At 48.3% G+C, this 13,089-nt stretch carries 16 protein-coding genes; 4 read left to right on the top strand and 12 right to left on the bottom strand.

Going from position 1 to position 13,089, the window contains the following annotated elements; genetic code table 11:
• Positions 1–230: 230 nt before the first annotated feature.
• Genes Q0140_RS12280 through gap form a run of 3 tightly spaced genes read right to left on the bottom strand, consistent with a single transcriptional unit; the run spans position 231 to position 3,137 of the window.
• Positions 231–923 carry a triose-phosphate isomerase gene (locus Q0140_RS12280; protein ID WP_297964972.1) on the bottom strand — a complete coding sequence of 231 codons (693 nt, stop codon included), beginning with the start codon at positions 921–923 and terminating at the stop codon, positions 231–233.
• Positions 920–2,131 (bottom strand): phosphoglycerate kinase, encoded by a 1,212-nt coding sequence (locus Q0140_RS12275; protein WP_297895140.1) that lies wholly within the window; start codon positions 2,129–2,131, stop codon positions 920–922. Before Q0140_RS12275 ends, Q0140_RS12280 begins: the two co-directional genes overlap by 4 nt.
• Before the next feature lies 1 nt (position 2,132).
• On the bottom strand, positions 2,133–3,137 hold the full coding sequence (gene gap, locus Q0140_RS12270; RefSeq protein ID WP_297964970.1) for a type I glyceraldehyde-3-phosphate dehydrogenase: 1,005 nt from the start codon (positions 3,135–3,137) through the stop codon (positions 2,133–2,135).
• Between the two features lie 137 nt (positions 3,138–3,274).
• On the opposite strand from gap, the gene Q0140_RS12265 reads away from it, so the two are divergent.
• Entirely contained in the window at positions 3,275–3,652 is a 378-nt protein-coding gene (locus Q0140_RS12265; protein ID WP_297964968.1) for a hypothetical protein, read from the top strand.
• Between the two features lie 379 nt (positions 3,653–4,031).
• A complete protein-coding gene (locus tag Q0140_RS12260; protein ID WP_297964966.1) occupies positions 4,032–4,475 on the top strand; it encodes a hypothetical protein in 444 nt (147 codons plus the stop codon).
• A 101-nt stretch (positions 4,476–4,576) separates the two neighbouring features.
• Here the strand turns inward: Q0140_RS12260 and Q0140_RS12255 are convergent, their stop codons facing one another.
• The 6 genes from Q0140_RS12255 to Q0140_RS12230 form a co-directional block, all read right to left on the bottom strand.
• Positions 4,577–4,858, bottom strand: coding sequence for a barstar family protein (locus tag Q0140_RS12255; protein ID WP_297964964.1), 282 nt, complete (start codon positions 4,856–4,858; stop codon positions 4,577–4,579).
• A complete protein-coding gene (locus tag Q0140_RS12250; protein ID WP_297964963.1) occupies positions 4,855–5,598 on the bottom strand; it encodes a ribonuclease domain-containing protein in 744 nt (247 codons plus the stop codon). Before Q0140_RS12250 ends, Q0140_RS12255 begins: the two co-directional genes overlap by 4 nt.
• Before the next feature lie 2 nt (positions 5,599–5,600).
• Positions 5,601–6,164, bottom strand: a complete 564-nt coding sequence (locus tag Q0140_RS12245; RefSeq protein ID WP_297964961.1) for a DedA family protein — start codon at positions 6,162–6,164, stop codon at positions 5,601–5,603.
• 480 nt (positions 6,165–6,644) lie between these two features.
• Positions 6,645–7,226 carry a lipid-binding SYLF domain-containing protein gene (locus tag Q0140_RS12240; RefSeq protein WP_297964959.1) on the bottom strand — a complete coding sequence of 194 codons (582 nt, stop codon included), beginning with the start codon at positions 7,224–7,226 and terminating at the stop codon, positions 6,645–6,647.
• A gap of 10 nt (positions 7,227–7,236) precedes the next feature.
• On the bottom strand, positions 7,237–8,790 hold the full coding sequence (rny, locus tag Q0140_RS12235; protein WP_040304494.1) for a ribonuclease Y: 1,554 nt from the start codon (positions 8,788–8,790) through the stop codon (positions 7,237–7,239).
• The gene (locus Q0140_RS12230) at positions 8,723–9,340 is read right to left on the bottom strand and encodes a 5-formyltetrahydrofolate cyclo-ligase (protein WP_297883084.1); all 618 of its coding nucleotides are present in this window, start codon (positions 9,338–9,340) and stop codon (positions 8,723–8,725) included. The genes rny and Q0140_RS12230 overlap by 68 nt, the downstream gene beginning before the upstream one ends.
• Before the next feature lie 80 nt (positions 9,341–9,420).
• On the opposite strand from Q0140_RS12230, the gene Q0140_RS12225 reads away from it, so the two are divergent.
• Positions 9,421–10,002 (top strand): TlpA disulfide reductase family protein, encoded by a 582-nt coding sequence (locus tag Q0140_RS12225; RefSeq protein ID WP_297964957.1) that lies wholly within the window; start codon positions 9,421–9,423, stop codon positions 10,000–10,002.
• Positions 10,002–10,865 (top strand): signal recognition particle-docking protein FtsY, encoded by an 864-nt coding sequence (ftsY, locus tag Q0140_RS12220; RefSeq protein WP_297964955.1) that lies wholly within the window; start codon positions 10,002–10,004, stop codon positions 10,863–10,865. The genes Q0140_RS12225 and ftsY overlap by 1 nt, the downstream gene beginning before the upstream one ends.
• Before the next feature lie 229 nt (positions 10,866–11,094).
• Here the strand turns inward: ftsY and Q0140_RS12215 are convergent, their stop codons facing one another.
• From Q0140_RS12215 to Q0140_RS12205, 3 genes are all read right to left on the bottom strand, one after another.
• Positions 11,095–11,535, bottom strand: coding sequence for a hypothetical protein (locus Q0140_RS12215; protein WP_297964953.1), 441 nt, complete (start codon positions 11,533–11,535; stop codon positions 11,095–11,097).
• Positions 11,536–11,571: 36 nt separating this feature from the next.
• Positions 11,572–12,780: a hypothetical protein gene (locus tag Q0140_RS12210; RefSeq protein ID WP_297964951.1), complete on the bottom strand. Its 1,209-nt coding sequence runs from the start codon at positions 12,778–12,780 to the stop codon at positions 11,572–11,574.
• A partial coding sequence (locus Q0140_RS12205; RefSeq protein ID WP_297964949.1) for a hypothetical protein occupies positions 12,758–13,089 on the bottom strand: 332 nt, incomplete at its 5' end. The genes Q0140_RS12210 and Q0140_RS12205, both read right to left, overlap by 23 nt.

Genomic DNA, 13,089 nt, shown 5'->3' with positions numbered 1-13,089 from the left:
AAAATAATGCTCACGAACCATATGTTCGCTCCGCTTATTTTTTAAATTTTGCCTTGACTAAGCGAAAAATCCTTCGCAATTTGACTTAAAAATTTTGCAACCCAAATTTGAAACCAAATTCGATAGCGGCAGTATCGTGAGATGGATTTTAATGTTGTGTAGAAATTTTAAGTCAAGACTAGGCGCATAGCCTGTCGCAGACTTAAAATTTCCAACTCATTAAAAGACGCTCACGAGACGACGCGTATAAGCTCCAAAAACTTCGAGGCGTCCCAGCTTGCTGTGCCCACTAACACCCCGTCGCAACCTCTTATCGCGCAAATTTTTGCGATATTTTCAGCATTCACGCTGCCGCCGTAAAGTAGCGGCGCGGGGCTTTTAGCACGCAAGAAATTTAGCATTCTTTCGATCTGCTCGCACTGCGCGCTTCTGCCAGTGCCGATCGCCCAGACGGGCTCGTAGGCTAGTACTAAGCTCGGATATTTCAGATCGATACCCTCAAGCTGTGTCGCTACAAACTCCTCGCTGCGGTTTTGCGCAAATGCCGCCTCATCCTCGCCGACGCAAAAGACGATGCGCCAGCCCTGCGCCGCAGCAAAACCGAATTTCTCTCTTATCAGCTCCGCGCTCTCGCCCAAAATGGCGCGCCGCTCGCTGTGACCGATAAGAACGGTTTTGACGTCAAATTCCGCCAGCATATCGCCGCCGATCTCGCCCGTAAAGCTGCCGTGCGCGGCAGGATAGAAATTTTGCGCGCCTTGAGTAAAATTTTTCACCCTCGCGCAAAATGCGCTAGCAGGAGGAAAAACCAAAATTTCATCCTCGCGCGAAATTCCGCCCGCTAAGCCTTCATCTAAAGCTTTAGCATACCGCTCAAAGCTAGCGCGAGTATGGTTACATTTAAGATTCGCCGCCAGTATCATCGCAGCTCCGTTTTAGCAGTAAGCACTCGCACGCCCGGCAGCTCCTTGCCCTCGATGAGTTCTAAGCTCGCGCCGCCTCCGGTAGAAATAAAAGTCATATCATCAGCGTTGCCAGCGCGTTCGACGACATCTGCAGTATCGCCACCGCCCACTACGGTCGTGGCGTCGCTATCTGCGATCGCGTGCGATATATGCAGGCTGCCGCGAGCGAATTTATCGATCTCAAAAACCCCCATCGGTCCGTTCCACCAGATCGTTTGTGCATCGTCTAAGGCTTCTTTAAAAAGCGCTACGGTCGCAGGTCCGATATCTAGCCCCATCCAATCGCTTGGAATTTCTTGGACGGTAACCTTTTTTGTAACGGCGTCTTGCGAGCATTGCGGAGCTGCGACGGCATCAACGGGGATATAAATTTTAACCCCAAGCTCTTTGCCGCGGCGCAATATATTTAGTGCGTCAGATATAAGATCCTCCTCTAAAAGCGAATTACCGATGTCATATCCGACGGCTTTTAAAAAGGTAAACGCCATGCCGCCTCCGATGATGAGCTTATCGACTTTAGGAAGTAAATTTTTAAGTGCCTGAAGCTTGCCGCTTACTTTGCTGCCGCCCGTTACGGCTACAAAAGGACGCGCAGGATCTTTAATAAGGTCTTTGGCGAATTTTATCTCTTTTAGCAATAAAAATCCCGCCGCCTTATGCGCCTCATCGTAGAATTTCGTAATCGCCTCTACCGAAGCATGCGCGCGGTGGCATACGCCAAAAGCATCGTTGATATAAAATTCCGCGTAGCTTGCGAGCCTCTTAGCTAGTGCTTCGTCGTTTTTGCTCTCGCCCTTTTCGAAGCGCAGATTATCTAGTAGAAGCACTTCGCCCTTTTTAAGCGAATTTACCGCAGCTCCAGCTTCCTCGCCCGCGACGTCGGAGACAAATTTTATCTCGCGCTCCAAAAGCCTAGATAGCCTCTTTACCACAGGCTTTAGGCTAAGTCTTTCTTCGTATCCGTTTTTTGGGCGCCCTAAGTGGCTGGCTAAAATTACCGCACAGCCCTCGTCTAAGCAATATTTAATCGTAGGGATAGACGAACGAATGCGGCGATCGTCCGTAATATTGCAAAACTCATCCATCGGCACGTTAAAATCACACCTGATAAAAACGCGCGCGCCGTCTTTAAATTTCAAATCTTTAATCGAAAGAATTTCGCCCATCTTATTTCCTTCTTTTTGCCGCATATAGGGCTAAATCGATGAGGCGCTCGCTATATCCCCACTCGTTGTCATACCAGCTCATCACTTTTATCAGATTGCCGTCAATTACCTGCGTGCAGTCGCTAGCTACGATGCTGGAGTATTCTGAAGTACAAAAATCGCTGCTGACGCGGCTATCGTCGTCTACGAGCAAAATTCCTTTCATCTCTTTAGCGGCATAGCGACGGAAAATTTCATTTAGCTCCTCGGCGCTCGTCTGCTTGTGCGTTAGCACCGTTAGATCAACCATCGAAACGTTAGCCACCGGCACGCGCACAGATTGTCCGTGCATCTTACCACTTAGCTGCGGAAGTACCTTACTAATCGCTTTTGCCGCACCCGTCGTAGTCGGAGCGATATTAAGAGCTGCGGCGCGTGAACGGCGAAAGTCCTTGGCCTTTACATCGACTAGACTCTGTCCATGTGTATAGGCATGAATCGTCGTCATCAGACCCTTTTCGATGCCAAGCTCATCGTCTAAAATTTTTGCAATCGGAGCCAGGCCGTTAGTGGTGCAGCTAGCGTTTGAGATGACGCGCTGTCCTGCATAAGCGCCCTCATTAACGCCGATTACGAAAGTAGGCGTATCATCCTTGGCAGGCGCGCTCATTACGACTACGCCGATACCGTTATCTATGAACGGCTTGCATTTTTCGCTCGTTAAAAACGCACCAGTACATTCAAGCACAGCTTCTGCACCATCGCCCGCAAAATCAAGCTCCGCAGGCTCTCTGGTGGAATAGACGCGGATCTTTTTTCCGTCTACGGCTATGCATTCGTCGCTTATAATTTCTACTTTTTTACGAAACTCGCCGTGAACGGTGTCGTATTGAAGCAGGTATCTCGTAAGCTCGCGCTTAGCGGTATCGTTGATCGCCACAAGCTCTACATCGTCCCTGCTTAGCGCAATTCTAGCCGCGCACCTACCGATCCTTCCAAAGCCGTTAATTGCGATTTTTACTGCCATAAGGTTCTCCTTATTTGGGATGTTTTCAGCTGGAATTTTACTAAATTTGGGTTAATCTTTGATTAAATAAAAAGTCGCGAAATCTAGGATTTACTTTTTGGCTATATAATTCGCGAACTTTTTTTAAAGGAGAAAAAATGAGACGAATTGTATTCTCGTCATTAGCGGCAATCGCGATTTTAAGCGGATGCAACCAACCTAAGGCCGATACGGCTCCGCAGCAAAAGCAAGAGTCCGTAGCGCACACGATCGTATTTCTACTCGGAGATACCGGAGATAAGCGCATCAGCCTTAGCTCGAACGATATGTTCGCAACAGGCGTGTTAACCGATGAAAAGGGTAAAAAGCATAATCTTAAACGCGCGGCTTCCGCAAGCGGCATAATGCTTACGAACGACGAAGGTATCGAGCTTCTTTTCAAACGCGGAGAGGGAGTGTATACACCGGGAAAAGGCAAGAAGGATATTCCGGTAACCTACACCGAGCACGAGCACAAAAGCGGCGAAATGATGTAGCCGCGGCGGGGTTAAATTTAAACGCCCTAAAAAACGAATTAAATTTAACCCCTCATTTCTAAATTTCGACTTCTTTATCCATAGCAAAATTTAACCCTTGTTTCGATCTCTTTGATCTGTGATGAAATTTAACCTTTTATTTTCGCTTCTTTCATCTACACAAATTGAGCTTTTTTGCGAATTTAAGTTTGTGCTCACCGAAAGCAAGCTCCGCGAGTTCAAAATCATTAAATTTTACGAAATATCCATTTGATCTGCGCTTTATCGGCGAATTTTTGATTTTCAACCAAATTTCACTTCAAATTCGCTAAACTGCGACGAAATTTTAGCAGGCCAGTGCAAATACGGCGCAAAATAGATCATTTAGCGAGATTGCCGCATGGATAGCATTAAATTTTACCTAAACGATTACGAAATTGAGGGTGAAAGCTTTACCGAAGTCGTCGTTGCGATAAACGGCGAGCCTCTGCTCGAGCTAATTAGGCGGTGTGAGCAAAGCTTTGCCGCAAAGGACGGGCAAGCTAGCATCGCGGGAAGCTATGCTTATTTGAGCTTGATCGATTTTGAGGAGCTATTTTTGCGCGCCGCGCTTGAGGCTGATCTGGCGCAAGATGAGCGAGATGTCGTTCTACTGGGCTGTCCGTGCGGGATCTGGAGCTGCTGGTATCTCGCGCTTAAGATTAAATTTGAAGCGAACGCGGTTAAATTTAGCGACTTTGCAAACCCGCGCCGCAGAGATTGGCGGTATGGGCTTGAGTTTAAATTTGACCGCGTGAGCTTTGTGAGCGAAATTTCTAAAATCGCCTCTTTTAATAAGCTCTAAAATTCGGCAAAATTTAACGGTATGCTCGAAACTGCGCCGAAACAAACCTACCTTTTCCTCGGCAAAATTTAGCTTTAAAGCGGAATGGCTGCCGCGCGAGCTCATAAGATTAAAATTTTCGCCTCGCCACTACGCAAAACATCCAGCAAAATATCATAAAATTTACCCAGCCTTAGTTTTAAAATTCCGCCCCTTTTGATGACGACAAAAACCTGCCCGCCTCGCTCGCCCAGCGCGTCGTAGAGCGCGTCTAAATTTGCGACGTATTCGGGCTCGAAATTTAGCGCTGCGGCAAACAGCGCGAAAATTTGATCTTTGCGTCTGATCTTTGCGCCGTCGATGATGATCTTTGCGGCGCTGCGCGTTTTAAAATTTAAACTCATTGCACGCGCTCGAAGCTTTCGTAATGATCGGCGGTATAGAAGATCAGCCCGTCGTTTGAAAATATCAGCCGCTTCGCGCCGCGCGGGCCGCCGCGATACTCGATGTCGCATTCGCGCCAAGTCCGTCCCTTTTTATCAGGTAGTCTACGCTCAAAATTGCCGAAGCGGTCGCCGCCGATGCTCTTACCGCGCGCGTATCGCCACAGATCACCGCCCTGCCAGCCAAGCTCACCGGCCTGCTTTTTCGTGATGAAATTTTGCGGCAAAGACCCCGTACGACGGATATGAGCGCTCACGCACTCCCTGCTTATGCAGGGCTCGTCCGCAAGCTGATTTTTAAAATTTTCGGCGGGATTTTGTGAATGTGAAGCTTCGTAATCTACGCTGCTCCGCCTGTGGATATCCGCCTCATCTTTAGGATTTGCCTCGGCGGGCTCGTTTTCTCGCGGATGAGATTTTAAATCTCCTAGGTCTGCCTCGCGCTCTGCTTCGCCGTCTGCGTTTCTTGCGCCGCTCTCATCTTTTGCACCGACGCTACTTGCAGGATTTTGCGAGCTTGAAATTTTACGATCGGTGCTGCTTACAGAATTTTGCACGCCGCCTTTACGCGACGCAGCATCCAGGGTTTTGGAGGTAAAAATCCGCTCATCTTTAGTCGCGGGGCTGCGCGAATTGGAGATGAAATTTAGCACCAAAAGAAGTGCTGCGAAAATTGCGAGCGGGATCAGCTTTTTTGCCACCGCTAGCCTCTTTTACGCGTGGCGAAGCGAAAATAGAGCACGATCGCCGCTACTATCGCGCCTAGAGCCAGCGGAGCGATCCACGGCGCGTCCTTGATATGCATATAGAGCTCGCGCACGAAATCACCCGCGTAGTAGCTCAGTAGCCCTACCACAAGCGCCCAAATGAGCGAGCTTACGGCATTGATGACGCTAAATTTTAAAAATGAATATTTTGTGATGCCGATCGCGATCGGTACGAGGGTTTTGAGGCCGTAGATGAATTTTTTGATTAAAATTATGCGGTCGCCGTATTTGCGAAACAAAATCTGCGCCAGAGCAAGGTTGCGGCGCTGTTTGCGCAGATAGGGCATGATCTCTTTTTTATTGTAGCGGCTTACTAAAAACAGCCCCGAATCGCCTATGAAGTTCGATATGCAGGCGATTACGATGCATAAGACGATATTGAGCTCACCGGCCGAGCTTAGCACGCCCGCCGCCGCAAGCGCCAAAAATCCTCCGCCCAGCGAATACAAAAACAGTATCAGATACCCCCACGTATGGAGGTTTGCAAACATCGATTCCATCGAATCCTTTCATTAGATCGTATAAAATTCTATAAATTTTGACTAAAGCAGCTTTAAAATTCGGCGCGAAAACTTCACTATAACGTCCCACGACGCCACTTGATTTTGCTGTGACATTAAATTTAAAATTCCGCGCAGCTGTCGCAAAATACAAAATTTCGCCGCAAAATATTGAGCGAAATTCTAAAATAAAATTTCTAGACATCAAGTAAAATCACCGCAAAATTTAGCGGTAAAATTTTGCGACTATAAATTTAATGACAAAATTTCGACTTCTTTAGAATTAAAAGTAACTTGCGAATTACGCAGGACTTACGCGATATCCTCAAATGCCTCCCACCCCGCGAATTGCAATAAAATTACGCACCCAAGTCTATTATTCTGCAGAAATTACGCGAGCAAAATTCCAAGCCGCTAATAAAACGCCCATAAAGCAAAATTTTTCGCTAAGCTATGCGCCTTAGCATCTTTAGCTAAATTTTACTCATCTGCGCCGATTACTCGCATCAAAAGCGCATAGCCCTCGGTATTTGGATCAAAAGCGCGGTCGTTTTTGGTCTCTAGCACCGAACCGCCCAGGCTCACGCCCGCAAACAGCCCGCCTTTATTCGTAAAGACGTACATATCTTGATTTAGCACATCTAAAGAGCCAGAATCGGCGCTGTAGTTACCTGCAACTGCCGTAGCGTCGCCCGAAAGCGTGATTTGGGAATTTCGCATTTTTTGGATTACATCGTCATGCATTACGAAAATGACTAGATAATTATCCTCATAGCCGATCTGAAGTCCTACGCTAGCGCTGCTGATCTCAGCACCGCTTACACTATGCGCGCCGTCATTATTGTAGATGATGATCCCCTCGCCGTACATTCCGCCTATGATGAAGCCCAGCTTTTTTACGCTCGGAAAGATCACTATCGCGCGGGCTTGTTGCGCTAGATACTTGTACTGCGAGTTTGTGCGCATTACCGACGAATAGGCGCTTGCGCTGTTGATGATGAGCTCATCATCGGCAAATGCCGCGTTAAAAAGCAAAAATAAAACGATTATAAATTTTTTCATTTCATACTCCTTATTTGGCTATCTCGACCGCGCGAAGCTCGCGTATGACGTTAACCTTGATTTCGCCTGGGAATTGAACCTTATCTTGGATCTCCGAAGCGATCTCTTTAGCGACCAAAACCGCCTCATCGTCGTTCATAAGCTTAGCATTTGCAATGACGCGGATCTCGCGGCCTGCGTTGATCGCATAGGCCTGCTTGACGCCCGTTTTACTCATCGCGATCGCTTCGATGTCGCTAACGCGCTTTAGATAGCTCTCTAGCACCTCTCGTCTAGCGCCCGGGCGCGCGGCGCTTAGCGCGTCTGCGGCACAGACTGCGGCACTTTCTACGCTCGTAGCCTCCTCGTGACCGTGGTGGGCGTAGATAGCGTTTATCACCACCGGATGCTCTTTGTAGCGGCGGCAAACTTCGGCGCCCAGATCCACGTGCGAGCCCTCGTACTCGTGAGTTAGCGCCTTGCCGATGTCGTGAAGTAGGCCTGCTCGCTTAGCTAGCTTTTGATCTCCGCCCGTTTCTGCGGCGATGATGCCCGCAAGATGTGCGACCTCAAGGCTGTGCGCAAGGGCGTTCTGCCCGTAGCTGGCGCGAAATTTAAGCTTGCCGATGAGTTTTAAAATTTCGGGGTGAATTTTGCTAAGACCTAGATCCATTACGATATTTTCGCCCTCTTCGGCGATACTAGCTTCAAATTCGTCGCTTACTTTTTTGTAGATGTCCTCGATGCGCGCAGGCTGAATTCTGCCATCCTCGATAAGCGTTTCGATGACGCGAACGGCGATGGCGCGACGGTAGAGGTTGTGAGAGCTTACGATGATCGCATTCGGGGTATCGTCGATGATGACGTCCACGCCAAGAGTCATCTCAAGCGCCTTTATGTTGCGCCCCTCCTTGCCGATGATGCGGCCTTTAAGCTCGTCATTTTTGATATTTACGACGTTGATAAGTCGCTCGGCGGCAAATTCGCCCGCAAAGCGCGACGTAGCCTGCGCCAAAATATAATTTGCCTTTTTTCGCGCCTCTTTTTTGGCTTCTTCTTCATATTTTCGCACGATGTGAGCGATGTCGGTGCGGCTTTGCTCCTCGACCTTCTTAAGCACCTGCGCGCGCGCCTCGTCCTGCGTAAAGCCCGCCACGCGCTCCAAAACTTTAAGCGCTTCAGCTAGCTTCTCTTCATAGCTTTTCTTTAAATTTGAGCCCTCTTCGTAGAGGAATTTCGCCTCTTTTTTGGCGCTTTCGAGCTCTTTTTTGCTGTCTTTTAAAATCTCTTGCTCGGTTAGAAGCGCGTGCTCCTTTTTGCCGAGCTCGTCAAATTTAACGTTAAATTCTTTCTGCAGTTTGCTTGCCTTATCTTCGTATTTTTTCTTAGCTTCAAACTCCGCTTCCTGCACCGAAATTTTAGAATTTCGCAAGATGCCCTCGGCTTCAAATTCTATAGCTTTGGCTTTAGCTTTAGCTTGTTCTACGAAAAAATCGTAATTGGCGTTATTGATCTTTCTAGCTACTAAGTATCCTATGCCAGCGCCCACCGCAAGAGCGCACAAGGCGATTAAAATCTCTATCATACTTTCCTCTTTTTAGGTAATTTTGGCTCGGAGTTATGTAAAAATCACCCTTTACGTCGTGATCAAGCGATAAAATTTCGCTGCAAAAGCAGTCTTTTATACTCACGAACGCGATTGCGGGCTTAAGCTTCAGACCTGAAAAAAACATATCGTAAAATCCTTTCCCATGTCCTATTCTAGCCATTGCGCCATCCACTCCGATAGCTGGAACCACGGCTAGATCGACCTTTTTAAAATACCCGTTTTGCGGAAGCGTCTGGCGCAACCCAAAGCGCGAAATTTTAAAAGGCTGGCGCAATCTTACCATTTTTAAACTAATATCCACCATAAACGGAACGTAAAATTCGCAGCTTTTTGATAGCTTTTTTCTTAAAATCAAAACGTTCGGCTCGTAGCTCATCGGCAAAAATATCAAAATTTTACGCGCTTTTAAAAATTTTATCAGCCGCTCCAGCCGCCATAAAAGTGCGTAATGCTCGCATCTAGCCGCGCGCGCGGCGTGAGATTTTAGACGCGATTTGCAAATTGCTCTAAATTCATTCTTTTGCATAGCTTAAGCCTTTTATAAAATTTTAACGCTTATTTTAGCTAGTTTTTGTATAATCTTGCGATTAAATTTTAAGGTTTATTATGAAATTTCGTTTTTTTCTAGCACTTTTTACGGCTGTTTTGTTTCTTGCGGGTTGCGGCGATGATGAGGATAAAAAATCAAGCGATACCCCGACCGAGGCCAACGCCACGCAGCCGCAGCCCGAAACCGAAGCCGTGATCCAAGTCGATTATACCGCTCCTTTTACCCTTCAGCTTAGTAACGGCAAAATTTTAAATATGCAAAAGACAAAACAGGGTTTTAACATCGATAATAACTCCACCGTGACGCTATTTGCGTTTTTTACGCCGTGGTGCGACGCCTGCGCCGTGCAGGTAAGCGCGCTAAATGCCGCCAAACAAGCCTACTCCGGCAAGCTTGACATAATCGGCGTAATGATCGGTGACGCAAATTTAGACGATGCAAAAACCTATGCAAGCGCGCACGAGGTAAACTACGCGATCGCTTACGGCGAAGGGACGGACTTTTTTACAAAGGCGCTAGGCGGCATAAACGAAGTGCCGTATATGGCGATATACGACGAAAAGGGCGAGTTTAGCGCGCAATATTTCGGGCTGATGCCGGAAGAAATTTTAATGACCGAATTGGAGAAAATTTTCTGATGTTCGAATTTTTTAAAAAAGGGCTTAGCAAGACCATAGACGCGATGCGAGGCGCGAAAAGCGAAGATAAAATTTCAAAAGAAATCCTAGAAGAGATGCTGCTTGAAGCCGACGTAGGCTACGAGCTCGTGGAAGAAATTTTAGAAAAACTTCCCGAAAAAAAGCTAGTCGCAAAAGATGATCTCAAGGGCGTTTTGAAGAGCTATTTCGATTACGAGATCGCTAAAGCCGCAGATGAGAAGCCGTTCGTAGAGCTCATCATCGGCGTAAACGGCGCGGGCAAAACTACGACAACCGCAAAGCTTGCAAATTTATATAAAAATAGCGGCCAAAGCGTGATTTTAGGCGCATGCGATACCTTTCGTGCGGGCGCGGTCGAGCAATTAAAAAAATGGGCGCAGATTCTAAATTTACCGATCGTAGCGACCGCGCAGGGGCACGATCCCGCTGCTGTGGCGTTTGACACCGTAAGCTCGGCTAGCGCTAAAAACATCGATCGCGTCCTGATCGACACCGCCGGACGTCTTCAAAATCAGAAAAATTTAGCCGCGGAACTAGAGAAGATCGTGCGCATCTGCGACCGCGCAAAAAGCGGCGCACCGCACCGCAAGATCATCGTGCTCGACGCCACTCAGGGCAATCACAGCGTCGCGCAAGCTAGGGCGTTCAACGAGATCGTAAGGCTCGACGGCATTATCATCACGAAGCTCGACGGCACGCCCAAAGGCGGCGCACTTTTCGCCATAGCACGCGAACTGCGGCTGCCGATACTTTTCGTCGGTGTGGGCGAGCGGATGGAGGATTTGGCGGAATTTAACTCGGATCAGTTCGTAGAGACGCTGGTGGAGGGAATTTACGCTTAGGCTCTGCGTAAATTTACATATTCTCGCCGAACAAGCTAAAAAATTTTACGCGCCGAAATGCTCGGCAAATTTTGCCGCTTTATTATCTTAGAATAAATTTTGCTTAAAATTTTACGATTTTCGTTTAGGATTTTGCAAAATTTTAGCTCACGCACCGCATAAAAACGCGCCCGCCCGCGTCCATTCGCACCAAAATACGCAAAATCCCGCCGCCCACAACGCGGCGCTCCTACAAGAATTCCTCAATGATCTCAAGCCGTTTAAATTTTACGGTTATCCTCTGTCCGCTCGCAAAGATAAAATCATACTCGCAAACGCTTCTAGGCTTTAGCGAAAATTGATGAACTATCAGATCGTTATTTTTAAAGCTCTTGTCGTCCATTTTGAAGCGGATGGCTAAGACGTTTTTGAAAACTAATTTAAAATTTCTATCTCGGTAGGACGATAAAAATTTCATCGTCAGTCTATCTTCGTTTTTTAAAATGCCAAATTTAAATTCAGTCAAAACGGCGTCGTGAAGGGTCTCTTTTGTATTAAACAGATACCTTTTCGGATCCAAGACGAACTGCCTGATAGGCTTTGCTATTTCGTTTTCATTCTTGCGAAGCGACTTAAAATAATCGTCAAAATACCAAACATTGCCCCTTCTTTTTATTTTCGCCGTGATCATCCGTTTGTCCATTTGCGCATTTTTCCAAAATTTCACTCACGTGCACTGCATAAAAAACCCGCTCACCCGCGTCCGTTCGCACCAAAACGCGTACAAGATCCCGCCGCTGCCGAAATATACCTCGCCGCCTTGCTCGCAGCTTGGAAGCTCTCTGTCAAGCTGCATCAAAAACTCCATCTTTTCGCCGCATATCGGACACGTCGGCACCTGCGCACCCTGTATCCACGAGGGCTCGCCGCCGATGCGCGCGAGGTTTTGCCTGCTGTTTGACATCCCCCAGTCCTGAGCCGCCCAGCGCGCCGGCGTGGGCGCAAGTACTACTTCGCACTCCTTTATCGGTTCGTCAAATGCGTATTCGACCTGCGTCCTTTCGCCGATACGTCGCGGCATACCCTGCGCGTCGTGCTCGTAAAAGACTACCTCGCCCTCGTTTATCTCTCTAACATGCGCGGCGAGGATTAGGCGAGGCAGCGAGCGTACGGGCAGTTCACGGGGCAGCGGATCAAGCGTGATGAGATGAAATAGCGGATTTTGCACATCGCCGTCCGCCTCATCCAAAACCCCGCCGAGCCTATATCCCGCCTCGCCGCCCTCAAACCGCCAGGTCGGATGGTGCTTCGCCAGATGCGGCGCATAGGGCGCGCCGAAATAGCCGCGCGGAAAGATTATATGATACACGCGCTGGCTGCAGTATCTTTTGAGCCTGAATTTCTCGCCGCCAAAGCTTATTTCATAGTTCGGCGCTTTTTGTGATTTGTCGGCGGCTGGCTCGTTTGAATTAAATTTAGAGCCGTGTTCAGCTGCGCACGCTTTAAAATTTTGGCTCGCTGCCGATTTTAACTCGCCAGCGTTAAATTTAACGGCGCTTGCCGCATCGCACGCTTCATCTAAATTTTTACGCGATACGTCGCGCTCATCCGCTTGCAACGACGCTGAAGTACCGCCGCCCGGCTCGTTTGACATCTGCGATATGTCGCGCTCGCTAGGTTGGGTTTGCTTGGCGCCGCCGCATTTGCCCGCATCCATTTTTAAAATTTCATTTGCTGCCATTTGAGCCGCGCCGTCTGCGTCAAATTTAGTCCGCTCAAAAGTAAATCCCACGGCCTCCAGCCAGTAGCCTATATATTCGAGTAAATCGCACGGGCGATCGAAAAAATCCTCCGCAAGCGCGAACTCGCAGGCAAATTTTACGTTTCGCGGATCGCGGGTTTGCAGCAAGCAACTAAAAAATTTTTTGCCGCTCATCCCTGCTCGTCTGCGGATCCGCAAGCTTCTCGCGCCAGATTTGCGAGCTCTCGTAACTAAGCCCGCGCCACGGATACTCCGCGTAATACGCGCTCTCGTTCGGCTGCAATTTAAAAAGCTCGTCCAGATATGAGTGCAAAAGCGGCGCGAACTCGAGACTTGCCGCTGCGATGACCTCTTCGGCGTTTTTCCAGCGCGCGCTCTTTTCATCTCTGCCGCGTTGCCGCGCATTTTTGCTTGCGCTTTCGTCCGCCCGCGCCGAGCGCACATCCTCTCCCGTCTGTGCCGCGCTTTTGCTCTGCTTCGTTT

The organism is uncultured Campylobacter sp. (assembly GCF_938045405.1).
Taxonomy (GTDB): Bacteria; Campylobacterota; Campylobacteria; order Campylobacterales; family Campylobacteraceae; genus Campylobacter_B.
This window is presented reverse-complemented; position numbering and strand designations above follow the sequence as displayed.

Bases quoted from the DNA above. Each gene is read 5' to 3' on its own strand.
- Q0140_RS12260 (WP_297964966.1), top strand. From the start codon at position 4,032: ATGGATAGCATTAAATTTTACCTAAACGATTACGAAATTGAGGGTGAA.
- Q0140_RS12230 (WP_297883084.1), bottom strand. From the start codon at position 9,340: ATGCAAAAGAATGAATTTAGAGCAATTTGCAAATCGCGTCTAAAATCT.
- Q0140_RS12275 (WP_297895140.1), bottom strand. From the start codon at position 2,131: ATGGGCGAAATTCTTTCGATTAAAGATTTGAAATTTAAAGACGGCGCG.
- rny (WP_040304494.1), bottom strand. From the start codon at position 8,790: ATGATAGAGATTTTAATCGCCTTGTGCGCTCTTGCGGTGGGCGCTGGC.
- Q0140_RS12225 (WP_297964957.1), top strand. From the start codon at position 9,421: ATGAAATTTCGTTTTTTTCTAGCACTTTTTACGGCTGTTTTGTTTCTT.
- gap (WP_297964970.1), bottom strand. From the start codon at position 3,137: ATGGCAGTAAAAATCGCAATTAACGGCTTTGGAAGGATCGGTAGGTGC.
- Q0140_RS12255 (WP_297964964.1), bottom strand. From the start codon at position 4,858: ATGAGTTTAAATTTTAAAACGCGCAGCGCCGCAAAGATCATCATCGAC.
- Q0140_RS12280 (WP_297964972.1), bottom strand. From the start codon at position 923: ATGATACTGGCGGCGAATCTTAAATGTAACCATACTCGCGCTAGCTTT.
- Q0140_RS12265 (WP_297964968.1), top strand. From the start codon at position 3,275: ATGAGACGAATTGTATTCTCGTCATTAGCGGCAATCGCGATTTTAAGC.
- Q0140_RS12240 (WP_297964959.1), bottom strand. From the start codon at position 7,226: ATGAAAAAATTTATAATCGTTTTATTTTTGCTTTTTAACGCGGCATTT.
- Q0140_RS12245 (WP_297964961.1), bottom strand. From the start codon at position 6,164: ATGGAATCGATGTTTGCAAACCTCCATACGTGGGGGTATCTGATACTG.
- ftsY (WP_297964955.1), top strand. From the start codon at position 10,002: ATGTTCGAATTTTTTAAAAAAGGGCTTAGCAAGACCATAGACGCGATG.
- Q0140_RS12215 (WP_297964953.1), bottom strand. From the start codon at position 11,535: ATGATCACGGCGAAAATAAAAAGAAGGGGCAATGTTTGGTATTTTGAC.
- Q0140_RS12210 (WP_297964951.1), bottom strand. From the start codon at position 12,780: ATGAGCGGCAAAAAATTTTTTAGTTGCTTGCTGCAAACCCGCGATCCG.